23 protein-coding genes and 3 tRNA genes are annotated in these 23,871 nt (G+C 57.4%); 12 read left to right on the top strand and 14 right to left on the bottom strand.

Annotated features, from left to right (window positions below):
- Positions 1–60 precede the first annotated feature (60 nt).
- Positions 61–2,376 (bottom strand): DUF1631 domain-containing protein, encoded by a 2,316-nt coding sequence (locus tag OU997_RS12035; protein WP_267806782.1) that lies wholly within the window; start codon positions 2,374–2,376, stop codon positions 61–63.
- Between the two features lie 364 nt (positions 2,377–2,740).
- Between OU997_RS12035 and nadC the strand changes: the two genes are divergently transcribed.
- A complete protein-coding gene (gene nadC, locus OU997_RS12030) occupies positions 2,741–3,589 on the top strand; it encodes a carboxylating nicotinate-nucleotide diphosphorylase (RefSeq protein ID WP_267806781.1) in 849 nt (282 codons plus the stop codon).
- 24 nt (positions 3,590–3,613) lie between these two features.
- Here nadC and OU997_RS12025 read toward each other — a convergent pair whose 3' ends face one another.
- The 5 genes from OU997_RS12025 to OU997_RS20880 all read right to left on the bottom strand — a co-directional run bounded on the left by OU997_RS12025 (position 3,614) and on the right by OU997_RS20880 (position 7,044).
- A complete protein-coding gene (locus OU997_RS12025) occupies positions 3,614–4,513 on the bottom strand; it encodes an ABC transporter ATP-binding protein (RefSeq protein WP_267806779.1) in 900 nt (299 codons plus the stop codon).
- Entirely contained in the window at positions 4,513–5,352 is an 840-nt protein-coding gene (locus OU997_RS12020; RefSeq protein WP_267806778.1) for a hypothetical protein, read from the bottom strand. The genes OU997_RS12025 and OU997_RS12020 overlap by 1 nt, the downstream gene beginning before the upstream one ends.
- A gap of 1 nt (position 5,353) precedes the next feature.
- Complete coding sequence (locus tag OU997_RS12015; RefSeq protein ID WP_267806776.1) at positions 5,354–6,163, bottom strand: ABC transporter permease; 810 nt, start codon at positions 6,161–6,163, stop codon at positions 5,354–5,356.
- Between the two features lie 225 nt (positions 6,164–6,388).
- Positions 6,389–6,835 carry a hypothetical protein gene (locus tag OU997_RS12010; RefSeq protein ID WP_267806774.1) on the bottom strand — a complete coding sequence of 149 codons (447 nt, stop codon included), beginning with the start codon at positions 6,833–6,835 and terminating at the stop codon, positions 6,389–6,391.
- 23 nt (positions 6,836–6,858) lie between these two features.
- Entirely contained in the window at positions 6,859–7,044 is a 186-nt protein-coding gene (locus OU997_RS20880) for a prepilin-type N-terminal cleavage/methylation domain-containing protein (RefSeq protein ID WP_324288883.1), read from the bottom strand.
- Between the two features lie 233 nt (positions 7,045–7,277).
- Here OU997_RS20880 and pilB point away from each other — a divergent pair, with 233 nt between their 5' ends.
- From pilB to yacG, 5 genes are all read left to right on the top strand, one after another.
- Entirely contained in the window at positions 7,278–8,981 is a 1,704-nt protein-coding gene (pilB, locus tag OU997_RS12000) for a type IV-A pilus assembly ATPase PilB (RefSeq protein ID WP_267806771.1), read from the top strand.
- A 3-nt stretch (positions 8,982–8,984) separates the two neighbouring features.
- Positions 8,985–10,205, top strand: a complete 1,221-nt coding sequence (locus OU997_RS11995) for a type II secretion system F family protein (RefSeq protein WP_267806770.1) — start codon at positions 8,985–8,987, stop codon at positions 10,203–10,205.
- A gap of 3 nt (positions 10,206–10,208) precedes the next feature.
- The gene (locus tag OU997_RS11990) at positions 10,209–11,075 is read left to right on the top strand and encodes an A24 family peptidase (protein WP_324288882.1); all 867 of its coding nucleotides are present in this window, start codon (positions 10,209–10,211) and stop codon (positions 11,073–11,075) included.
- Between the two features lie 260 nt (positions 11,076–11,335).
- Positions 11,336–11,950, top strand: a complete 615-nt coding sequence (gene coaE, locus OU997_RS11985; RefSeq protein ID WP_267806768.1) for a dephospho-CoA kinase — start codon at positions 11,336–11,338, stop codon at positions 11,948–11,950.
- A complete protein-coding gene (yacG, locus tag OU997_RS11980) occupies positions 11,947–12,147 on the top strand; it encodes a DNA gyrase inhibitor YacG (RefSeq protein WP_108486932.1) in 201 nt (66 codons plus the stop codon). The genes coaE and yacG overlap by 4 nt, the downstream gene beginning before the upstream one ends.
- Before the next feature lie 3 nt (positions 12,148–12,150).
- Here the strand turns inward: yacG and OU997_RS11975 are convergent, their stop codons facing one another.
- A complete protein-coding gene (locus OU997_RS11975) occupies positions 12,151–12,366 on the bottom strand; it encodes a hypothetical protein (RefSeq protein WP_108486931.1) in 216 nt (71 codons plus the stop codon).
- 104 nt (positions 12,367–12,470) lie between these two features.
- The gene (locus OU997_RS11970) at positions 12,471–13,160 is read right to left on the bottom strand and encodes an energy-coupling factor ABC transporter permease (protein ID WP_108486930.1); all 690 of its coding nucleotides are present in this window, start codon (positions 13,158–13,160) and stop codon (positions 12,471–12,473) included.
- A gap of 131 nt (positions 13,161–13,291) precedes the next feature.
- On the opposite strand from OU997_RS11970, the gene OU997_RS11965 reads away from it, so the two are divergent.
- From OU997_RS11965 to OU997_RS11950, 4 genes are all read left to right on the top strand, one after another.
- A complete protein-coding gene (locus OU997_RS11965) occupies positions 13,292–13,921 on the top strand; it encodes a DUF1780 domain-containing protein (protein WP_108486929.1) in 630 nt (209 codons plus the stop codon).
- Positions 13,918–14,412: an MOSC domain-containing protein gene (locus OU997_RS11960; RefSeq protein ID WP_108486928.1), complete on the top strand. Its 495-nt coding sequence runs from the start codon at positions 13,918–13,920 to the stop codon at positions 14,410–14,412. The genes OU997_RS11965 and OU997_RS11960 overlap by 4 nt, the downstream gene beginning before the upstream one ends.
- 73 nt (positions 14,413–14,485) lie before the next feature.
- Positions 14,486–14,659 carry a DUF3094 family protein gene (locus OU997_RS11955; RefSeq protein ID WP_108486980.1) on the top strand — a complete coding sequence of 58 codons (174 nt, stop codon included), beginning with the start codon at positions 14,486–14,488 and terminating at the stop codon, positions 14,657–14,659.
- A 63-nt stretch (positions 14,660–14,722) separates the two neighbouring features.
- Positions 14,723–16,024, top strand: a complete 1,302-nt coding sequence (locus OU997_RS11950) for an NAD(P)/FAD-dependent oxidoreductase (RefSeq protein WP_108486927.1) — start codon at positions 14,723–14,725, stop codon at positions 16,022–16,024.
- Positions 16,025–16,163: 139 nt separating this feature from the next.
- Here the strand turns inward: OU997_RS11950 and OU997_RS11945 are convergent.
- The 3 genes from OU997_RS11945 to OU997_RS11935 form a co-directional block, all read right to left on the bottom strand.
- A tRNA-Lys gene (locus tag OU997_RS11945) sits at positions 16,164–16,239 on the bottom strand.
- 5 nt (positions 16,240–16,244) lie between these two features.
- Positions 16,245–16,321, bottom strand: a tRNA-Pro gene (locus OU997_RS11940).
- A gap of 9 nt (positions 16,322–16,330) precedes the next feature.
- Positions 16,331–16,406 (bottom strand) — tRNA-Asn (locus OU997_RS11935).
- 210 nt (positions 16,407–16,616) lie between these two features.
- Here OU997_RS11935 and OU997_RS11930 point away from each other — a divergent pair.
- Both OU997_RS11930 and OU997_RS11925 read left to right on the top strand, forming a co-directional pair.
- Complete coding sequence (locus OU997_RS11930) at positions 16,617–18,977, top strand: DUF1631 domain-containing protein (protein WP_108486926.1); 2,361 nt, start codon at positions 16,617–16,619, stop codon at positions 18,975–18,977.
- 9 nt (positions 18,978–18,986) lie between these two features.
- On the top strand, positions 18,987–19,322 hold the full coding sequence (locus OU997_RS11925; RefSeq protein ID WP_108486925.1) for a PilZ domain-containing protein: 336 nt from the start codon (positions 18,987–18,989) through the stop codon (positions 19,320–19,322).
- Positions 19,323–19,393: 71 nt separating this feature from the next.
- On the opposite strand, the gene clpB is transcribed toward OU997_RS11925, so the two are convergent.
- The 3 genes from clpB to rluD all read right to left on the bottom strand — a co-directional run bounded on the left by clpB (position 19,394) and on the right by rluD (position 23,843).
- Positions 19,394–21,958, bottom strand: a complete 2,565-nt coding sequence (gene clpB / locus OU997_RS11920) for an ATP-dependent chaperone ClpB (RefSeq protein WP_267806763.1) — start codon at positions 21,956–21,958, stop codon at positions 19,394–19,396.
- Positions 21,959–22,110: 152 nt separating this feature from the next.
- Positions 22,111–22,836 carry a peptidoglycan editing factor PgeF gene (pgeF, locus tag OU997_RS11915; RefSeq protein WP_267806761.1) on the bottom strand — a complete coding sequence of 242 codons (726 nt, stop codon included), beginning with the start codon at positions 22,834–22,836 and terminating at the stop codon, positions 22,111–22,113.
- Positions 22,837–22,868: 32 nt separating this feature from the next.
- Positions 22,869–23,843, bottom strand: a complete 975-nt coding sequence (gene rluD / locus OU997_RS11910) for a 23S rRNA pseudouridine(1911/1915/1917) synthase RluD (protein ID WP_108486922.1) — start codon at positions 23,841–23,843, stop codon at positions 22,869–22,871.
- Between the last annotated feature and the right edge of the window lie 28 nt (positions 23,844–23,871).

Here is a 23,871-nt window from a genome sequence, read left to right as displayed (position 1 = left end):
AAACAAAAACGCCGCCGGGCACTACCCGGCGGCGTTTGCTTTGTCGACTACTGGCGCGCGTCAAGCACCTTTGAGCTTGCGCAGGTTACCAATCACCGACTCCAGCGCACGATCAAACAGCAGCGCATCATCGAGCAGGCGGATGGCACTGCGACGGAACTCCACAGCCAGGCCCATACGGGTTTTTTCCAGCACTTTCATGCCCGTACGGTTAACGAAAATATACTTCCCGGTCGGTTTGATGATCGCCGCCAGCTTGCAGCGCAGCTTATGCTCTTCGTCTTCCTGAAACTCGACCCAACTCCCGACACGCAAATTGTCGACCTGCTGCAGCGACTCATCGTCATCCGGCAGACTGGCCTCTGGCTCAGCCGGACGAAGCTCACCCGGTGCCAGCAGAATAATCTCTTCGACCACCTCGACCATTGCCGGCTCTTCAACAGCCTCGGCTGCTGACAGCGCCAGCAACGGCAGTTCGATTCCGGCGTCCGCCAGTGCCGCACGCTGCTGCTCATCAATCTCGACCAGTGGCTCGGCATCCGCCACCGGGGTTTCCTCCGGCAGACTGCGCTTGAAGCGCTGGAAGGCTTGCACATGCAGCGCCTCCAGTTGACTGAAGAACTCGCCGGTGGAGAACGGATCAAACGCTGCGCTCGTCATGCCTTCGCGTAGCGCTTTGAGCAGCCCCGGCACCATCTCCAGCAGGCGCATGCGCGCTTCCGGCTCTTCGTGCAGCTCAACGCTCCAAACCAGATCATCCATGGTCGCCAGTGCCGCCTGCCACTCGGCTGACTCAACGCCGTGCTTCAGGCAGGTCAGCATCAGCACCTTGCTCCAGGCTTCCTGCAGCAAACGCACCACCACTTCCGGCAGCGTCTTGCCCAGCAACCGCTCGTTCAACGCCTGCTCAACCTCACGACGTGCCAGCGCAGCCTTGGCACTGCCTTCTTCGGCATCACGGGTACGCTGTTCCAGCAGTTCACTGCGTCGACGCTCATCCCCGGTAAACGCCAGGAAATCCGCCAACAGCTCAGAGAAAATCAGAGGATCGTCGACAAAGTCATTCAGCAGACGCTGTACCACCTGCTCAATTTTCTGATACAGGCTGTCACGCTGCGTATCGTCCTGCTCACCCCAGCCCAGTGCGGCAGAGGCAATTTCATTAAGCAGACGGCGTGCGGGATGGCTACCACGACTGAAGAAGGTCTTGTCGATCACGGCGACCTTGAGCATCGGAATCTGCAGACGGCCGATCAACGCTTTCAGCGAATCCGGCAGCGTACGGTCATCCAGAATGAACTCGAAGAGCATCGATACCAGATTGATGACATCTTCATCGACCTCACCGACAACCCGCGCCTTACCGGCTTTGGCACTGGCCCGCGTCAGTAAACTCTCCAATTGCTCACGCAGATCAAAGTCATCACTGGCCTGTGCAGGCGCCTTCTGCTGCATATGCGACAGAAGACGCATCAAGTCATTGGTCGAAATGGGCAGCGCATCCGCTGGCCGATTGCGCGACGGGATCAAAGTTCCGCGCGCCTGAGACAGCAACTCCTGCAGCGCGCCGAAAACCTCCTGCACGCCTTCATCCGCAAACTCACCGCTCAGTTCCGCCGCAGCATCCTGCCGGGCACTGCCCACAGGCGCACTGGTGCGCGACGGGTTGCGTCGCACGGGCGCAGACTTCAGCTCGGGAAGAACGCCGGCCGCAATCAGCGCCTGATTGGCCTCGCCGTAGAGCTGATCAAGATCGCAAAGAACGTATTTCTCGAAGAGTTTGAGAATGATCAGCTTGACCCTGATTTCCACGCCAAGGCTACTGCAGGCCTCGAGAAAGAACTCACACAGGCAAGTCGGGCCGACCGGGTTGCTCTTGTCATCCAGTTTCTTGCTGACCATCGCATTGAAGCGCGTGGTCAGGTGGCCGAGCGATGCAGCATCACGGCTCATGACTTTGGCAACCATCGAGTCCAGCGCCACAGCCTCTTCCAGCGCATCATTCTGCACCAGAGAAAGCGTCTCGAATGACACCGCATCCAAGGGGGCCGGCTTGCCGATTTCGTACTGATTAAGAGTGGCGAAGGCCTCAAATACCTTCTGCAGGAAGCCGCGCTCGATATTCTTGCGTTTCAGCCGCAAGTCGCGCATCGCCTCAAAGAAGGCATTCTGCTCGGCGTTGCTGGTGGCCCGATCCGCCATCTCGAACAGCGTATCGTCGGCATTGTCGAACAGCGCCTGCAACGCTACTTTGAGCTGTTGCGCCGCTTTGTCACGCACATTTGTCAGCGCCACAGGCAGTCTTCCTACCGGTGAAGTGGGCGATTGCTCAGGGCTCACCTTGCTCAGGTGAACCACATTCGCATCAGTCTTCATTGCGAGTCTCCTGCAGACTGCCCCTCTTGGGCGAACCGATCTGCACAGCGATCAACTGAGCGTCATCCGTAACGTCAAAGGCCTGGCGTCAACAATTTAAAAAAGTAAAGCCATTATAGGGATGCGCACGCGCAGACCAAGCCGACTTTTCTTCCAGACATGACCCAGATCACAGATGCAGCGCCAGAGGTTCCCAACGGTCAGCGAAAGGCGACCAAAACAACACTCGCCTTAAGCAGCAGACGAACTCGCAACATCGAAACCTCATCAGCATAGCGTTCCCGCGCCCAGTAAACAGCTGCAAACACTGCGCAAACGGTTACCAAACCCTATAATCGGCGCACCCCGCTGACTGGAGCCCACCATGCCGAACCTCACGCTTACCGACCTCGCCTACGAAATCGAGGCCAACGTGCGCCGAGCACTGGCAGAGGACATCGGCAGCGGCGACATCACGGCACAGTTGATCCCCGCCGAGCGGCAGGCCCATGCCAAGGTCATCACCCGCGAGCATGCCGTCATCTGCGGAACCGCCTGGGTGGATGCAGTGTTTCGCCAACTCGACGACCGCGTCAGCGTGCACTGGCATGTTCAGGACGGTCAGCGCGCCGAACCTAATCAAGTCCTGTTTGAACTCGCTGGCCCAGCCCGCGCCCTGCTCAGCGGCGAACGCAGCGCCCTGAACTTTCTGCAAACCCTCTCGGCCGTCGCCACCCGCTGCCAGCACTATGCTGACTTGGTACAAGGCACTCACGTAAAGCTGCTCGACACCCGCAAAACCCTGCCGGGCCTGCGCCTGGCGCAGAAATATGCCGTCACCCAGGGCGGCTGCCATAACCACCGCATCGGTCTGTACGACGCCTTCCTTATTAAGGAAAACCACATCGCCGCTTGCGGCGGCATCGCCCAAGCCGTAACCGCCGCCCACCAGATTGCCCCAGGCAAGCCGGTAGAGGTTGAAGTGGAAAGCTTGGAAGAACTGCGCCAAGCGTTGGATGCAGGCGCAGACATCATCATGCTGGATGAACTGAACTTGGATGAAATGCGTGAGGCCGTAACCCTCACCGCTGGCCGCGCCAAACTCGAAGCTTCAGGCGGGGTAAACGAAAGCACCTTGCGGGCGATTGCTGAGACGGGCGTGGACTATGTATCGATTGGCACACTGACCAAGGATGTGAAGGCTGTGGATCTTTCGATGCGACTGGCGCTTTAGCCAATCAGAGTGAAGACAGCGCACTTAGCGCGCTGTCTGCTCCAAAATCTTGAAGAACACAGTCTCCAACGACACGGCGGGCTTGATCGTCACCAGATGACCGCCCACGCTATTGAGCTGAGCAATAAAGGCCGGTAGATCCGCCTGCGACAACTCGCACTCAAACTCCATCTCACGCAACTGCTTGCAGCCCTCAAGCAGTGGCTGTTGCGCATTGAAGCGCACCAACATCTGATCGACGCGCTCAGCTGCCAACTCACGCGGCGAGCGCACCGTCAGCAACTCACCCTTATTGATAAAGCCAAAGCGATCGGCAATGCGCTCAACGTCATGCAACACATGGGATGTAAAGAAAATTGCCCCGCCTTGCTGCTTATACTCAGTAAGAATCTCAACGACATCCTTACGCCCTACCGGGTCGAGCCCCGACAAGGGCTCATCCAGCACCAACAATTTAGGCTGCACCACCATGGCATGAGCCAACGCTACACGCTGTACGTTGCCCTTGGACAGTTCACGGATGCGACGCTTGGCATTTTGCGCCACTGAAAAACGCTCCAGCCATTGCATGCACCAAGCGTCTGCATCTTTGCGTTTGATGCCGTACATGGACAAACCCATGCGCAGAATTTCCAGCGGGGTGAACTGCTCGTAAAGTGCGGGGGACTCAGGCACAAAGGCCAATGGCTGCCTTGCCTCTGCACGTTTTGCATCTACGCCGTAGATGCGCACTTCGCCTTGGTAGTCATTGATAATGTCCAGCATCACCTTGATGGTGGTGGACTTACCGGCACCATTGGGGCCTACAAAGCCGAAGACTTCACCTTCAGTCAGACTAAAGCTGACATCACGCAACGCCTGAACTTCTTTGCCTTTGCTGCGGAAGGTATGGCTGACGCCTTTAAACTCTAGAACTGCTGACACTACCGATCCTCCACACCGGCGACCTTTAGCTTTTTCAGCACAATGCGCCCATCAATAAGTTCATAACCCAGATTTAATGGGTCCTCGGGGAATGCAGCCAGCAAACCATGCTCAATTAACTGCCCAGGCTCGGTCAACGGCTTGCCTGTAAGCGCCTCATAGCGACGCTGGGCATCCCGCAACACCACCAAACCTTGCAAGCGCTTAACGCGCTTGGCGAGCATGGCTTTTAATTTTGGGTCGGTGGTTTGATCGTGCTCCGCCTGCAAAAAATCGACTGCCAGTTGCTCATCCTGAATCTGCTCAGCTTTAAGCATAATGGCGAACTTGCGAAACCCAGCGGCGTTAGCTGTGGCACGTAAAGCGGCTTCTTCGAGGTAAGAAGCGGCCGTTTCTACATCACGCTCGAAAAAGAATTTGTTAAAGCCGTAAAAGAAAGGCGGCAACTCATCCCAAAAACGGCAAGCACTGGCGCGGCGCAACACCTCGCTACCCTCGCGATCTGCGCCGCCCCAGGTGAGCAAACCATTGGCCAGGTAATAGTTGTCTTCGTGGCAGGGGTTGAGGCGGGCCACCTCCTGCTGGGCGCGAATCAGATAACCGGTATCGACCTGACCAAAATCCACCCCGGTAGCCGCCAGCCTCATGGTTTCCAGATTGGCCGCCAAAAAACGGTCGCCGCCAAACAGCACCAACAGCACAGGCGCGGCTATTACCACACGCCCTTCAACTACAGGCTCCAACAGGACAGGGATGCTGGCACGCCACTGAGAAGCGGCGGAGAAAAGGCCAAAGCCAAGCAAGGCCAGTAGCAGGGGCCAGTAACGGGAAGTTGGCATATCAGGCAAAACGCTTACGCTGCAGCGCCCAGACGGCGAGCGCCAGCAGGGCGAGGGCATAACCGAGGCTGCTCAGAACCAGCCAGGGCCAATCGGCCGGCAGAAATTCCGGCTTGCCGTACAGGGCCAGCATGCGCACATCTAGCCCCCCCAGGTCAGGCAACAAATAACCCAGTAAACCAAGGCTGGCGCGGTAGCCTTCGGTATCGGCCACCAGGCTGGGTGTTTCGCCCAACAACACAACAATGACGCCGTAGGAACGGGCGATCAGCATAAAGCCGAAGGTGCCGATCAGGACGAAGCTTGGGGTCGAGGCGACTACCGCCAGCAAAGTAGCCAGCGCGGCCAACACCAGAAGGTCAAGCAGCAAAAAGACGATAACAATCAGGTAAGGTTGCCCCAGCGCCACAGGCGTGGCCTGCGGGTAGATGTCACCGATAAAACGCACCAAACCAACCTGCAGCACGCCAAGCGCAAACAATACGCATAGTACTAGCGCGAAGACCGCCGCAAAACGACCAAGCAGCAAGGTAGTGCGCGCGCTGGGGTAAGTCAGTGAGTTGAGGTAATAACGCTTGTCGAACTCGCGTGAAAGCAACTCCTGAACCAGCAGAACAATCATTAGCGGCAGAAGCAGGCGCATGGTGGAAAAACCCACATCAAGCGCCACAGTGACCGACTGTCGACCACCAAAATAAGCCGACAAAAACGTAGCCAGCGTGACCACGAGCAGGATACCGCTCGCCATCCAGATTAATTTGGCCTTAAGCGCCAAACGCAATGCAATCAGAATATGACGGAGAATTGGCATTTAATTTATAAATCTGGATGAAATTTGAACAGAGCAAGCCGAGCAATTATCCGCTCGAATTGTCAATCAACAACAGCACGAAACTGCAACTCATTCTATTCCTTGCCTTGTACTCGCGCTTCTTATCAAAAAGCACATGCAAAGAGCGACAGAGCAGCTTCACGACTAAATCCCAATAAAAAAAGGGGGGGGGCTCCCCCCTTCAAGCAAGATATCCGACCTGGATTAGGGTATCAAAGTCGTATTAGCTGAAGTAGTATCAGCAAGGGCCGCTGTACATACCCCAGCGTTGGGGAAAACCGTGTTCGTAGTCCCCCGAACAGTGCTGGCCCCAGCAAAAGCTGCGCCCGTTACCGGAATTTCTCTACAGCCGTTTGAGCCTGCGGTGCACGGTTGTTCTGTGGTAACGTTCGGAGTAACAGTAGTATCGGTCACCGCAACGCGCAGCGCTTGCCTGGACTTCACCATACCATTTGTAGCACAGGCAGCAATACCAACCCTCGTTGCAGCACAGGTCACACCTGCAACCACACCCGTTGTCAGATTAATATTGACGTTCTCATTGAGATTCGCGCACTGGGTCTGGGTAAGCTGACCAGTCGCACCAAACTGCACGGCCGACGCCATACCGGACATCATCAAACCAGCAAGTACTAGAGTAATTTTTTTCATATCTATGATCTCCTTATAGCTGATCAGTTCAACGAAGCGATAATGGAAGTGATGTTGTTCTTAACATCAGCAACAGCAGAGGTATCATTCGCACGCTGACGATATTCATTAAACTGAGGAATAGCGATAGCAGCCAGAATGCCGATAATGGCGATTACAATCATCAGCTCGATCAGGGTAAAACCTTTTTGTTTCTTGAGAGACTTCATGGACAAGCTCCTGTTGTGGTTAAGGTCAACGACCTTAATAGGCAAATGCACGCTTCATGCCAACACTCAACAGGCCACTCCGTAACAGCTATGAATCTAATCAGCCACCGCCCAGCTCCACCTAGATGGCAGCATCTGCCGTTTTTTGTCACTCCAAACCACCTTGCTTGGGCTACTGCTTAATTTGAGCTATAAGACAACGACTCCATCCGGCAAGAAGCACCCTATAAATCATGAGCGAAGCCCCCAATCTGACAGGCCTGGCCCGACAACTGGTCAATGCACAACTGCTTAGCGAAAGCGCTGCTTCCCAGGCGCAAGCACAAGCGCTGCGCAATAAGATCCCTCTGGTTTCCTACCTCGTTCAAAACAAACTGGCCACCAGCAAAGCGGTTGCGGAAGTAGCTGCCGAGCAATTTGGCGTGCCCTTCTGCGATTTGAGCGCCATAGAGAAAGACAGCCAGCCACGTGACCTGATTAGTGAAAAGCTGGTTCGCCAGCATCGGGTTATTCCGCTCTTTCGCCGAGGTAACAAGCTCTTTGTTGGGGTTTCTGACCCTACCAATCACCAGGCTGTTACCGATGTACAGTTTTCTACCGGCCTGACCACAGAGCCGCTGCTGGTTGAAGACGACAAGCTTACCGACGCCATTGAGAAATTTTTCGACACTGCCGGTAGCGGCATGGAGGAGCTGGGGGATGTCGACCTTGACGGAGTCGATGTTGAGGCAGTCGATGATAACAAGCAGGACAACAACGACGGCAACTCTGCAGACGACGCACCCGTGGTTCGCTTTGTCCACAAAATGCTGCTCGACGCGATCAAAAAGGGCTCATCCGACCTGCATTTCGAGCCTTATGAAAAAGCCTATCGCGTACGTTTTCGTACGGACGGCATTTTGCAGGAAATTGCCCGCCCGCCCATTCAGTTAGCGCCGCGCATTTCCGCCCGACTTAAGGTGATGGCCGGCCTGGATATTTCCGAGCGGCGTAAGCCGCAAGACGGACGCATTAAAATGCGTATATCCAAAAGTAAATCCATCGACTTTCGCGTCAGCACCTGCCCAACCCTTTGGGGTGAGAAAATCGTGATGCGAATTCTCGATTCGGCCAGCGCGCAGATGGGCATCGACGCCCTAGGTTATGAAGAGTCGCAAAAAGAACTGTATCTGACGGCACTGAAGCAGCCGCAAGGCATGATTCTGGTGACCGGCCCAACCGGCTCCGGCAAAACGGTCTCGCTGTATACCGGCCTGAATATTCTCAACACCGTTGACGTGAATATTTCTACCGCTGAAGACCCGGTGGAAATCAACCTTGAGGGCATCAATCAGGTGAACGTCAACCCCAAGCAGGGCATGGATTTCACCGCGGCACTCAAATCCTTCTTGCGCCAGGACCCGGATATCATCATGGTGGGCGAGATCCGCGATCTGGACACGGCCTCCATTGCCATCAAAGCCGCGCAAACCGGCCATATGGTGATGTCAACCTTGCACACCAACAGCGCCGCCGAAACCCTGACTCGTCTGCGCAACATGGGCGTTCCGTCATTCAACATTGCAACATCGGTCAACCTGATTATTGCCCAGCGCCTAGCCCGCAAGCTCTGCAGCCATTGCAAGAAAGAGGTCAAGGTGCCGCGAGAAACCCTGATTGAGGAAGGCTTTCCTGCAGACAAACTCGATACAATCAAGCTTTACGGCCCGGTCGGCTGCGAACACTGCAACGGCGGCTACAAAGGCCGCGTCGGAATATATGAAGTAGTTAAAAACACGCCAGCCCTGCAGCGGATTATCATGGAGGAAGGCAACTCCATCGATATTTCTGTGCAAATGCGCAAGGACGGTTTCAACGACCTGCGCACATCCGCTCTACTGAAGGCAATGCAAGGCATTACCAGCCTTGAAGAAGTCAACCGAGTGACCAAGGATTAAGCCATGGCGGCCAAAGCTCCAAGCATCAGCACCTTTGCGTGGGAGGGTACCGACAAAAAAGGTGCCCGGATCACGGGTGAAATCAATGGCCAAAACCCGGCCTTGGTCAAAGCCCAACTGCGCAAGCAAGGCATCAACCCGCTCAAGGTGAAAAAGAAGCCTAAACCGCTGTTTGGTGCTGGCAAAAAAATTAAGCCCATGGACATTGCCCTGTTTACCCGGCAGATGGCCACCATGATGAAAGCCGGCGTTCCATTGCTGCAAGCCTTCGATATTATCGGTGAAGGCTTCGACAACCCGAACATGCGCACCCTGATTGACAATATCAAGCAGGAAGTTGCCGCCGGTAATAGCTTTGCTGCCTCGCTTCGCACGAAACCCCAATACTTTGACGATTTGTACTGCAACCTGGTGGACTCAGGTGAACAGTCGGGCGCACTGGAAACCTTGCTGGACCGAATCGCGACCTATAAGGAAAAGACCGAAGCGTTGAAAGCCAAGATCAAAAAGGCCATGACCTACCCTATTTCGGTACTGGTCGTAGCCGTCATCGTCACGGCAATCCTTTTGATCAAGGTGGTTCCGCAGTTTGAGAGTGTATTTGCTGGGTTTGGTGCCGAGCTACCAGCATTCACTCAGGTTGTAGTAAACATGTCCCGCGGACTGCAGGAGTGGTGGTTTATTTTCCTTTTTGCGTTTTTCATCATTGGTTTCTCCTTCAAAGAAGCCCATAAACGCTCCGAAAAATTTCGTGACTTTCTTGATCGCACCTTGCTTAAGGCACCAATTTTCGGCGATATCCTCTACAAAGCGGTCGTGGCACGCTTTGCCCGTACTCTTTCAACCACCTTTTCTGCAGGTGTGCCGCTGGTAGAGGGGTTGCAATCCGTGGAAGGCGCTGCCGGTAACGTGGTGTTCCGCCAAGCAATCGCAAAAATCCGCAATGATGTATCGTCTGGCACCCAGCTTAACTTTTCCATGCGCACTACTGGTGTATTCCCCAGCATGGCCATACAGATGACCGCCATCGGTGAAGAGTCCGGCTCACTGGATGAAATGCTGGACAAGACCGCGGAGTATTACGAGGCCGAAGTGGATAACGCTGTAGACAACCTCACAACACTAATGGAACCGCTGATTATGTCGGTACTCGGCGTACTCGTTGGCGGCTTAATCATAGCCATGTACCTGCCGATATTCCAACTCGGCGCAGTGGTTAGCTAATTTATGATGCTCAACTTTCTGGCCGGCAACTTGCCGGCCTTTGTTTGTGTAAGCCTGCTGCTCGGTCTTTTAATTGGCAGCTTTCTCAACGTGGTGGTATATCGCCTTCCAGTCATGATGACGCGCGATTGGCGCGAGCAGGCTCGCGAGATATTGGAACTGCCTGCGGAGCCCCAGACAACAACCTTCAACCTGATATTGCCTAACTCCAGCTGCCCACACTGCAGCCATGAAATAAAGCCCTGGGAAAATATTCCGCTGTTTAGCTACCTGTTTCTGCGGGGCAAGTGCTCCAGCTGTAAAGCGCCGATCAGTATGCGTTACCCGGCGGTGGAGTTAACCTGTGGCCTGTTGTCGGCGTATGTGGCTTGGCATTTTGGTTTTACCTGGCAGGCTGGCGGGATGTTGCTGCTGACCTGGGGCTTGCTGGCGATGAGCCTGATTGACGTCGACCATCAACTGCTGCCGGATTCGTTGGTGCTGCCACTGCTGTGGCTGGGGCTGATCGTCAATAGTTCTGGCCTGTTTACCAGCCTGGAAGATGCGCTCTGGGGGGCGATTGCGGGCTACTTGAGCCTGTGGTCGGTGTATTGGCTATTCAAGCTGGTCACCGGCAAGGAAGGCATGGGCTATGGCGACTTCAAGTTACTCGCCATGCTGGGCGCCTGGGGTGGCTGGCAGGTCTTACCGCTGATCATTCTATTGTCATCGCTGGTGGGGGCGGTACTCGGCATCATCATGCTGCGCATGCGCAATGCCGAAACCAGCACACCGATTCCATTCGGACCCTACCTGGCGATTGCCGGTTGGATTGCCTTGCTGTGGGGTGAGCAGATCACCTCAAGCTACCTGCAGGTTGCCGGGTTTTAATCAAACCACCGGCAGTGGGAGGCGCTTTAGCGGCGAGCGGTTCAACAGCTATCGCGGCTAAAGCCCTCCTACGGACGTAGCCGGGATGCAATCCGCCCCCCCCCCCAGGATCACATCCCGGCTACGATTTTCGATCGCAGTCCAGCGAGCCTGTAGATACGCCCATATCTTTCGCGGGCATGGCCCGTTCCTACTGTTCGCCACCAACCAAGCGCCTGCACTACAATCGCGCCCCTAGATGACCGACACGAGCGCGCACCTTGAGCACACAACCCTGGATTCTTGGCCTAACCGGCGGCATAGGCAGCGGCAAAAGCGCGGCCGCGCAGCACTTTATCGATCTGGGTGTACACCTGGTCGACGCTGATCATGCCGCGCGCTGGGTGGTCGAGCCTGGTAAACCAGCCTTGGCCAAGATTGTCGAGCACTTCGGCAGCGATGTGCTGCAAGCAGACGGCCAGCTCGACCGCAGCGCCCTGCGCCAGCGAATTTTTGCCGATAGCACCGAGCGACGCTGGCTGGAAACGCTGCTGCACCCACTGATCGGTCAGGAAATCATGCAGTACCTGGCACGCGCCGAATCACCTTATGCCATCCTGGTTTCACCGCTGCTGGTTGAGTCCGGCCAACACCGGCTGACCCAACGCATACTGGTGGTGGATGCGCCTGAACAATTGCAGGTAGCGCGCACCATGGCCCGCGATCAGAGTTCCAACGAGCAGGTGCAGGCCATTCTCAAAGCCCAAGCCAGCCGCGACGAACGCCTACACCATGCCCATGATGTGCTACTCAATGATCGTGACCTGCCCTGGCTGCAGGCTGAAGTTGAACGTCTGCATCGCTATTACCTGACCCTACGCGGAGGCCAAACATGAGCACCCTACCCCTGGTCGCCTGCCCGACCTGCAAGGCACCTGTTGAATGGGGCCCGCAAAGCCCAAGTCGCCCATTCTGCTCTGAACGCTGCAAGCTGATTGACCTCGGCGCCTGGGCAGCGGAAGAACATGCAATCGCTGGCGACCCGCTGGAAGATGACGTGTTTTCTGGCGAGCTGCCGCCACGCCAACACTGATCCTCAAGGCCGCATAAAGCTGTAGTCGCGTTCATCGTCCAGATTGTCCGCGAGAAACTGCAGCTCTGCGGCCAGATCCGCAGCACTGCGACCACTGCGACTGCGCTCGACTACAGCACTGAGCAACGCCCGCAGCGCCATGGGCTGATCAAACCCCTGGCCATCAACGCCCTGTAAACTGCGCTCGACCTCTTGCCTGGCCCACTGATGCACACCCATTCTTCGCCCTCCTGATTGATGGCATCAGCATCGCTCACGCCCACTATCAGAGCTTGATCTGCATCAAACGACGCGGGCGGATCACTGCAGTGAAGGCAACACCATCAGCGTGGCGCATCGTCATCCTTCCATGGTGCAGCCAAGTAACGCGTGCGGTTGAAGGTTTCCAGCCAGTCCGGGTAGAACACCACCAGCGCCGTAACCAGCATGCCGTTGATAAAAGCCTCGGGGAAAATCACCAGCCATAGGTAGCCGATAAAGTCCTCCAGCCAGGGCGGCATTGGGAACAAACCATCCAGCCAGAGCAGGGTAAAAGCCGCGGCAATACACAACAGTGTCGCCAGAGCGGCGGCGAAAAAGCCACTGCAGAAGATGTAGACGAACAGGTTACGCGGCTGTTTCTTCTCAACCCACAGGGCGCAGGCTTCGGTAACCCAGACCGGAATCACCACCAGCAGCACACCGTTGACGCCCAGCGCGACCCAATCCTGCCGCCCCAGCGCCAGCAACCCCAATTGAGCCACCAACCCCGCCAGCATGGCCAGCGGCCAATCCAGCAGCAACGTAACCGCAGTCATGCCAATAAAGTGGTAAGACAGGCCTGAGTCGAAATCCCGGCGTACCAGCCAAAGCAGAAACAACGCCAACGCCGTACCACCCAGCAGGTGCTGACGACGCAGATCCGTGCACAGCTCGACCCAAGGCGCACGCCAGACAGCCCAGCACAACAGTGGTAGATAAATTAGCCACCCCAGCAGCAGACTGGTCGAAGACAACACTTGCGCAGCAATCATCCTGAGTCACTCCACACCGTTGAGGTGAATCTGCGCAGTCTACCTTCACGCTCAGCGCAGCGCATGAAAAGCCAGGAACAAGCAGGCCAGAGGGCTACCACGACGCCAGGCAGGCACGCTAAGCTGAAGCCATGGATGACTCCGACTACCTGCGCCTGCTGACGCACCAGGCCGAACAGGCCAACGCCTTTCTCTCCAACGCCCGCAAATGGGAGCGCGAGCGTTGGGTCTGCCAACGTTTGTTGCAGGCCCTGAATGTCAGCCACCGCCTCGATGAGTTCAATGCGGCGGGCCATGAACCGCCAGACGTGCTGTTCCGCGATGCCAGCTTTGAAGTGTTCTTCGTTCTTGACGAGGGCCGGCGGCTGAATGACGAGTGGCGCGCCGAACTGGAACGCCGGCGCAGCGCCTTCTCCCTCAGTCAACTGGTACGCCGCGAGGCCAAACCCAGACGTATTGGTGCCAGCGAACTGCAGCAACGCCTGACGCCGACACTGCGCAAGAAAGCCCACAACTACCAAGAGCGTGGCCTCGACCTGGGCGAACTGGATCTGCTCGCCTACGTTAACCTCAAACGCGCAGTACCGGACTTCAACAGCCACTTTCCGCCACCGACCGAATTTCTCCGCCAGGGCTGGCGCTCGCTGTCACTCGTCGGCCCGACCTTTGCCCGCGTACTCTTCGCTCACCCGGATGCACCGGGCTTTCTACGCAACAACCTCGGCCGATCCGTACTCTTTGATGTAGGAATCAGCCTGTGAGCCCCTTACAGGAGCTGCTTGCCGCAGTGCCGCAGCAAGGTTGTGTGCGCTGGATTGGCGTGCGCCCCAGCTCGCGCGCAGCCATGATCGAACTGGATGCCGTCGAAGCGCGTCGCGAGGCGGGACTCACAGGCGATCACAGCCGCCCCGGCCCCCGGAACGCCCGCCAGGTGACATTAATTCAATGGGAACACCTGGCCGTCATCAGCGCACTGATGGGCCGCCCAACACAAACCCCCATCAGCCCCATTGAGTTACGCCGCAACATCGCCATCAGCGGTATCAACCTGTTCAGCCTCAAGGGGCGGCGCTTTCGCCTCGGTCAGGCAATACTGGAGACCACTGGCTGGTGCCAACCTTGTGCAAAACTGGAAGCACGCCTGGGGCTCGGCACCTTTCAAGCCATGCGTGGCCATGGCGGAATTACTGCACGCGTGTTGCAAGGCGGCATTATTCGCCTGAATGACGGCCTGCGCGTTGAGCCTTTATAAGCCACGCAGCTAGAATGCCCGACCTTTGCCCGCCATTAACCGGGCTGTCCTTCATATTAAGTTCGAGGCCACCATGTCCAGTCGCCTGAATCCCGATGATCAGAAACGCGTCGACCAGTACCTCAGCGCGCCACAGCATCAGGTTGAGCGCCAGCCGTTCAAAGTCTGGAGACTGCTGCTGATCATCGTGATCGTAGTGATTGGCCTCGGGGTACTGAGCCGTCTTCTGAGTCGATTGGTGCTATGAGCTGCTTGGCGCTCGCCCACACCGACTCACTGCCCTTCCTTAAAAGCCTTGTGAGCGTGTCTGATGACTCATCAAATCGTAATTGTCGGCGGCGGCGCCGGCGGATTGGAGCTTGCTACCCGCCTGGGTAGAACCCTGGGTAAGCGTGGCCAGGCCAGAATCACCCTAGTCGACGCCAACCTGACGCACATCTGGAAACCGCTGCTGCATGAAGTGGCCGCAGGCTCGCTGAATTCCTCCGGCGACGAGCTTAACTACGTGGCTCAAGCCAAGTGGAATCACTTCGAGTTCCAACTGGGACGCATGAGTGGCCTCAACCGTGCGGAAAAACGCATCAGCCTGGCCGCCACACGGGATGATCACGGCCAAGTGCTGATGCCGGCACGCGAGCTGACTTATGACAGCCTGGTGATGGCCGTGGGCAGCACCACCAATGACTTCGGCACCGCCGGGGCAGCGGAACACTGCCTGTTCCTCGATACCCGCGAGCAGGCCGAGCGCTTCCATAGCCAACTGCTAAGTCACTACCTGCGCGCCCATGCCAGCCAGAGCGAAACCACTGAACTGATCAATATTGCCATCGTCGGTGCTGGCGCCACTGGGGTCGAACTGGCCGCCGAGCTGCACCATGCCGCGCACGAACTGGCCGCCTATGGCCTGGACCGGATCAGCCCGGAAAACATGCGCATCACCCTGATCGAAGCCGGCCCACGGGTGCTGCCCGCCTTGCCTGAACGCATCAGCCAACCCGTGCATCAGACCCTGGAAAAACTGGGCGTCACAGTGCTCACCGGCGCCGCCGTCAGCCAGGTGACGGCTGAAGCGCTGCATACCACCCAGGGCCAGATCATCCCAGCCAGCTTGAAAGTCTGGGCGGCCGGTATTCGCGCACCAGAATTTCTGCAGAACCTGGATGGCCTGGAAAGTAACCGCATCAACCAGTTGCAGGTGCGCCTGACGCTGCAAACCACGCAGGATGACAATATCTTTGCTTTTGGCGACTGTGCCGCCTGCCCGCAACCGGGCAGCGAGGGCCGCAACGTACCGCCGCGCGCACAAGCCGCGCACCAACAGGCGTCTCTACTGGCCAAATCGTTGAAGCTGCGTATCGAGGGCAAGCCTTTGCCGGAATACCGCTACCGCGATTACGGCTCACTGATCTCGCTGTCGACCTTCTCGGCGGTCGGCAATCTGATGGGCAATCTGACCGGTAGCGTTATGCTCGAAGGCTGGCTGGCCCGCATGTTCTACGTATCACTCTATCGCATGCACCAGGTCGCCCTGTACGGCATGACGCGCACCTTGCTGATGATGCTAGGTGACCGTATCGGCCGCAGCACCGAGCCACGCCTCAAGCTGCATTGATTTGTGCGCTGCCCTGCAGGCGCGGCGATCGCCACGTCTGTAGGGCAGCGCTTTGATGCACACGGCCAAGGCACAGATAAATCGCAGGCAATAAAAAACCCGCTCTAGGCGGGTTTTTTACTTTCAAGCTCGCTTGAAATGGTGGGTCGTGTAGGATTCGAACCTACGACCAATTGGTTAAAAGCCAACTGCTCTACCAACTGAGCTAACGACCCTAAAATGGTCGGGGTAGGGGGATTCGAACTCCCGACATCCTGCTCCCAAAGCAGGCGCGCTACCGGACTGCGCTATACCCCGATGAAAGATTGGCTCCGCGACCTGGACTCGAACCAGGGACCCAATGATTAACAGTCATTTGCTCTACCGACTGAGCTATCGCGGAACTACTTGCTTCCGTTCTCAGAAACCGGATCCGGTTGTTACTTCGTTTCCCGTATCTGAGGCGCGCCATTTTACGGTTCCGCGCGCGCCTGTCAACCCCTTAAATTGCTTTTAGTACAATGATTTGCAGCTAAGTGAGTGGCTGCTATATCTTCATTACGTCTGTCTATTGCAGGACGCACCAGCCGTAAGGCTTCAGCCAGGAAAGTCCATGAGTAACCAGGGCACACCACCAACCCCACCCTCATCAGTGCAGATCCTAGCCAGCCGAGGCATCCAGCCACGTTTTGGTGAGCTGGTGCAAAGCTGCCGGAAAGTGGTGATGAATCGCCTGGCTGAACACCTGACCGGTGTCTTCGCCCAGGTCGATGACACGTTGTTCGAATGCGCGGAGAAGGCCGAGAACAATCAGGTGCAAACCCTGTTTTTCGACAACATGCGCGAAATCCGTCGACAGCGCCCACTGATAGAACGCAGTTACCACCAGCAGATCGCGCAGAATTTTTCTGACTTCCTTGAAGGCAAGCTCAGGCCGCCGCCCAGCACCAGCGAGCTGGATGCGGAGCAAATGGCATTGGTGCAAAACGAGGATTACGAAGAAAGCCTGCAAGTCACCAATATGGTCAGCCGGGTCAAGGCACGCTGCGCGCAAACCTTATTTGCCCTAGAACAACGCCTGGCCTTACTCAACAATGGCCAAAAACTGGTTGAAGACATCAATCCCTTCGGCCCACAGATGATTGCCCAAGCCTTTCGCGATGCCCTGGCGCCCTGCCCTTTTCCATTGCGTATAAAAGTCATCCTTTACACCCTGTTTGACACCCACGTCATGCAAGGGTTGGACAACATCTATGTCGCGCTTAATCAACGGCTAATAGATGCAGGCGTACTGCCCAACCTCAAGTACACCGCACAACGCAGCACCCCATCGCGGCCAAAGGCTGTAGCCAGCGCCGCAGCAACTGAACCGCTCAGCGAAGGCACAGCCACCAGCAGCCCCCATATCAACTCAGCCACTGCGCCGCACTCGACAGGCGGGCATGGCAACCCAGGCAGCCCTGGCGACCTCAACGGCCCCCCGCCTAGCGACCCCATGGAACTGCTCGGTAGCTTGGCTGCACTTCTCGGTGAGCATCGCCAGCGCGATCTGGATGCACCGCTGCTCGGCGGCACACGCAGCATTGCGAGCTTCTCTCCACGAGAAGCCACCAGCACCTACAGCGCATCAGCCCTGCTGGATGCGCTCAACCGCATGCAGCAGCAGTCGGCCAGCGATCTTTCGCAGCGCCTGCAACGACCACAACAGGTCGCCGGACTCAAAGCCGACCTGCAGCAACAACTGGAAGCCCATAGCGAGCAACCTGGCCAACAGAAACTGTCCGATCAAGAAGCGGATGTCATCGACCTGGTCGGCATGCTGTTCGACTTTATCCTCGATGACGACAACCTGCCGGACACCTGCAAAACCACCTTATCGCACTTGCACACGCCTTACTTGAAGGTGGCGCTACAAGACAAAGCACTGTTCACCCAGCATCATCACCCGGCACGCCGCCTGCTCAATGCCATGGCGCAAGCCGGCGTACTGTATGGCGGTGAAGGCGACGAGCGTGGGTTGCAGGCAAAAATGCAATGGGTCGTGGAGCGTGCAATTCATGACTTTTTTGGCGACCTGCAACTCTTTGAAAACCTGCTGGACGAATTCAATGAATTTGTTGCCACCCTACGGCACAAGGTTGAGTTACGTGAGCGCCGTGCAGTAGAAGCCGCCAAGGGCCGCGACAAATTGCTTGGCGCACGTCAGCATGCCGTTGAAGTCATCGCCAAATGCCTGACTGATCGCCAGCCCCCCACCATCATCCGCAACTTTCTGGAACTGACGTGGGCCGACGTACTGGTGTTTGTCCTGCTGCGCAATGGCGAACGCAGCCCTGAATGGCAGCGCGCCTGCGAAGCCGCCGAACAGCTGGCCTGGAGCGGCACACTGCTCGATGAAGCAGGTCGTGATCGCCTGCAAAAACTACGTGTGCCCCTTCTTGAAGACCTGCGCAAAGGCCTTGAGCTCCTGGGCGGCTATCACGAAGACGGTATTCGTCGCCTCCTGCAGGACCTGGTGGCCTGTCAGCATGCTGTTCAGGCCAAGCAGCCGCTGGTCGCAGCAAAACTCACCCCCAACCTTCCCGAAAGCCCACTGGGCGCGATGCTCGGCGAAGATGCTGCACTGGCGACCCTGGCACCACGAGAGTCGACGCTGTCACCACGCGCGCAGCTACTGGCCAAGGAGCTGGGCCACATTGAATTCGGCACCTGGTTCGAGTTCGCCAACGGCCCACAGGTGCGGACCCTCAAGCTGTCCTGGTTCAGCCCGACAACCCGCAACTACATGTTTGTCGATCAAAGCGGCCAACGCGTAGCCATCAAACCGCTCACCCAACTGGCCAGCGAAATGGAACAGGGATTGGCGCGCATTGTCACGCCAGAACGAGGCGCGCCCCTGGTTGACCGAGCCCTTACCGCTATTTATCGCGTGCTGCAGCGTTTTACCGGGCGCGCGACCGAGCCTCAAGAATAAGGAAGTCGTATGGATGACGAACGTCGCCTGCACAGCCGGCATAGCGCCGAAGTGCAGCTGGAGGTTTTCGATTTGCACTCGGGCCAGCGCCTGGGGCGTGTCGTAGACCTGTCTGCCGATGGCTTTATGCTGTTCAGCGATACCCCGCTGACGGCAGACGAACTGGTGGAATGCCGCCTAGTCAGCGAACAGGTTATTGAGGGCGTTTGCGAAATCACCCTCGGCGCTGACTGCCTATGGAGTCGCCCCGGCGCAGATGGCCAGCACTGCTGGGCAGGCTTTCACATCATCGACCTGGCCGATGATCAAGCCGCCGCGCTGGAAATTCTGCTCAGGCACGTGTGAGACAGCCAGTAAAAAACACCCCGGCCAGCTTACTGATCCGGGGTGTTTGCCGATGATGATCTGACTATGATTTAGCTGAACACAATCTCGTCAGCTTCAACACGCCCGATAATCCGACTACCCGGGACAAATGCGCCCGACAGAATCAACTGCGCCAGCGGGTTTTCGATCCAACGCTGCACTGCTCGCTTGAGAGGCCGCGCGCCGTAGACCGGGTCATAGCCAACAGCGATCAGTTTATCCAGCGCTGCGTCAGACAGCTCCAGGCTCAACTCACGCTCAGCCAAACGCTGACGCAAGCGCCCCAACTGAATCTGCGCAATACCGGCAATCTGATCACGGGCCAGTGGCTCGAAGATCACCACTTCATCAATCCGGTTAATGAACTCCGGACGGAAATGCGTACCTACCGCATCCATCACGGCAGCACGCTGGGCCTCGCGATCGCCAACCAGCTCCTGAATCTGCGCGGACCCCAGGTTGGAGGTCATCACTACGACGGTGTTTTTGAAGTCTACTGTGCGGCCATGGCTATCGGTCAGCCGACCGTCTTCGAGCACCTGCAGCAGCACGTTGAACACATCCGGATGAGCCTTCTCCACCTCATCCAGCAGGATCACCGAATAAGGCTTGCGACGCACCGCCTCGGTCAGATAACCGCCCTCTTCATAGCCGACATAGCCCGGTGGTGCACCGATCAGCCGGGCCACGGAGTGTTTCTCCATGAATTCGGACATGTCGATGCGCACCAGCGCCTCTTCAGTGTCGAAGAGGAACTCGGCCAGCGCTTTGCACAGCTCGGTCTTGCCGACCCCGGTAGGGCCAAGAAAGAGGAACGAACCACTCGGCCGATTCGGATCCGACAACCCGGCACGGGAACGCCGCACGGCGTTGGCCACAGCCACCACGGCCTCGTCTTGGCCAATCACCCGCTGATGCAGCAAACCTTCCATCTTCAACAGTTTGTCGCGCTCGCCTTCGAGCATCTTGCTCACCGGAATACCGGTCCACTTCGACACCACCTCGGCGATTTCTTCCTCGGTGACTTTGCTACGCAGCAGCTGGTTCTCGCTTTTGCCATGCTGATCGACCATCTGCAGGCTGCGCTCCAGGTCCGGGATAATGCCGTACTGCAATTCCGCCATACGACTGAGATCACCCTTACGCCGCGCCGACTCCAACTCCTGGCGTGCCTGCTCGATTTTTTGCTGGATCTGCGCCGAACCCTGCACCTCAGCCTTTTCCGACTTCCAGATATCCTCCAGATCGGCGTACTCACGCTCCAGACGGGCAATGTCTTCGTTGAGCTTGGCCAGCCGCTTGATTGCAGCCTCATCGTCTTCCTTCTTCAGCGCCTGAGCTTCCACCTTGAGCTGAATCAAACGACGCTCAAGGCGATCAAGCACCTCCGGCTTGGAGTCGATCTCCATGCGAATGCGGCTAGCCGCTTCATCAATCAGGTCGATGGCCTTGTCTGGCAGCTGACGATCGGTGATATAGCGGTGCGACAGCTTGGCCGCTGCAATGATTGCACCATCGGTAATCGCCACCTTGTGATGCACCTCGTAGCGTTCTTTCAGGCCACGCAGAATGGCGATGGTGTCCTCTTCGCTCGGTTCATCGACCAGCACTTTCTGGAAGCGTCGCTCCAAGGCCGCGTCTTTCTCGATGTACTGACGATACTCGTTGAGCGTAGTGGCGCCGACGCAGTGCAACTCACCACGCGCCAACGACGGCTTGAGCATATTGCCGGCGTCCATCGAACCTTCGCCTTTGCCGGCGCCGACCATGGTGTGCAGCTCGTCGATAAACAGGATGATCCGCCCTTCCTGCTTGCTCAGCTCATTGAGCACCGCCTTCAGCCGTTCCTCAAACTCACCACGGAACTTGGCCCCCGCGATCAGCGCCCCCATGTCCAGCGACAACAGGCGCTTGTCTTTCAGGCCATCCGGCACTTCGCCGTTGACGATACGCTGGGCCAGGCCTTCGGCAATCGCCGTCTTGCCCACGCCCGGCTCGCCAATCAGCACGGGGTTGTTCTTGGTTCGGCGCTGCAACACCTGAATGGTGCGGCGGATTTCGTCGTCGCGGCCAATCACCGGATCGAGCTTGCCCTCTTCAGCGCGCTTGGTCAGGTCGACGGTGTACTTATCCAGCGCCTGGCGATTTTCCTCGACGTTCGGGTCATTGACCGCATCGCCGCCACGCAGGTTGGCGATGGCATTTTCCAAAGCCTTACGGCTGACACCCTGGCCGAGCAGCAGCTTGCCCAGCTTGGTGTTTTCGTCCATGGCCGCCAGCAACACCAGCTCGCTGGAAATAAATTGGTCGCCCTTCTGTTGCGACAGGCGGTCGACCTGGTTAAGCAGGCGCGCCAAATCCTGCGACAGATTGACGTCGCCGGATGGATTCTGGATTTTGCCGAGCTGATCGAGCTCCTTGCTCAACGCCTGGCGCAGATTGTTGACATCAAAACCAACCTGCATCAGCAGCGGTTTGATCGAGCCGCCCTGCTGTTCCAGCAGGGCCTGCATCAGGTGTAGCGGCTCAATGGCCGAATGATCCAGGCCAACGGCCAGGGACTGCGCGTCGGAGAGCGCGAGCTGCAACTTGCTGGTTAAACGATCAATACGCATAAACAATCAACCCTCGTGGTGATGGCAGGCCGGCGCACTGAAACGCACCCAAACAGAAAACCTGCGGATGAAGAGTAGATGAGGTCGATTGTGCGGGTTTCAAGCAGCGTAATGTTGACCTGGGTCAGCTGCCGTCTTGTAACGGAGCTGACTCAGTTGACCAACCAGATCAGGCTGGCGAAACGCCCGGTCTGCGCAGCACGGCGGTAGGAGAAGAATCGCGGGTCATTGACCGTGCAGAAATCACCGCCATACACCGCCTCCACACCACGTGCGGACAAGCGTATACGTGCCAGCTGATAGATGTCTGCGAGAAATTTTCCCGGATTGACGCTGGGCATGAAGGCCTCGGCGGCACGTGCATGCTGAGCAAGAAACGCGTCACGCACCTCCCCGCCCACCTCAAAGGCTTGCGGACCAATTGCCGGCCCAAGCCAGACCAACACCTGGTCAGCCGGCACCGCCAAACTGTCGAGTGTGGCTTCCAGCACGCCATTGGCCAAACCTCGCCAGCCGGCATGGGCGGCGGCGACACGCGTACCAGCACGATTACAGAACAGCACAGGCAGGCAGTCGGCAGTCATCACCGCGCAGGCAATGCCAGGTTTGCTGGCCCAACTGGCATCAGCCTCAGGTACCACCTGAGGATTGGCTTCAACCACTGCAACACCATGAACCTGCTGCAACCAGGCGGGCTTGCAGCCAAGCAGGCTGACCAGACGCTGGCGATTCTTGAGCACAGCTGCCGGCTGATCGCCGACATGCTCGCCCAGATTGCAACTGTCATAGGGCGCCAGACTAACGCCACCTGAACGCGTGGTTACACAGGTTTTTACCCTTGCCGGAGCAGGCCATTGTGGTGTCAGCCAGTCGTGCATCCCGTCACCTAACTCCTGTTACCCAACCCTTGTTAGCCGATAAAGGCCTCGCGATCCTGACGCAGCAGCGTCAGCAACCAGACAAAATCATCCGGCAATGGCGACTGCCATTTCATGCGCTGCCCCGTGAGCGGATGATCTAACTCCAGAAAGCGTGCATGCAAGGCCTGACGTGGAAATTCCTTGAGGGTCTGCACCATGCTCGGGTTGGCTGCCGGCGGAATCCGAAAACGGCCGCCATACACCGGGTCGCCCACCAGGGGATAGCCGATATGACTCATGTGCACACGAATCTGGTGAGTGCGCCCCGTTTCCAGCTTGACCCGCGTGTGCGTGTGCGAACGAAAACGCTCCAGCACCCGGTAGTGACTGACCGCAGGCTTACCGCCATCGCTGACAGCCATGCGCTGACGCTGTGAAGAACTACGCCCAATCGGGGCATTGATCTTACCGCCTGAGGTAATCACGCCAATCACAATGCACTCGTAGATACGGCTGACGCTACGCTTCTGCAACTGATCGACGAGGCGGGTTTGCGCTTCGATGGTCTTGGCCACCACCATCAGACCGGTAGTGTCCTTGTCCAACCGATGCACGATACCTGCGCGCGGCACGTTGATAATGTCAGGCACATGATGCAGCAAGGCATTCAGCAAGGTGCCATCCGCATGGCCAGCAGCCGGGTGCACGACCAAGCCTGCGGGCTTGTCGATCACCAGAATCTGCTCGTCTTCGTAGACGATATTCAGCGCGATATCCTGGGCAACCCACTCACCCTGAGCCTCCTGCTCAGCCTTGAGTAGCAGTTGCGCGCCGCCATGGACAATGTCGCGCGGACGCAATACAGCTCCGTCAACCGTCAGCAGCCCCTCTTTAATCCAGGCAGACAGACGCGAACGCGAGTGCTCGGCAAACAGGAGTGCGGCGACTTGGTCGAGGCGTTGACCGCCCATTTCGTAGGGCACCTCGGCGTTCAGTTCAATGATCTGCTTATTAATAGAGGACATGCTCGGCAACAGAGGGGAGTTCAGAGAG

It is taken from the genome of Pseudomonas sp. SL4(2022) (assembly GCF_026625725.1).
Taxonomy (GTDB): Bacteria; Pseudomonadota; Gammaproteobacteria; order Pseudomonadales; family Pseudomonadaceae; genus Aquipseudomonas.
This window is presented reverse-complemented; position numbering and strand designations above follow the sequence as displayed.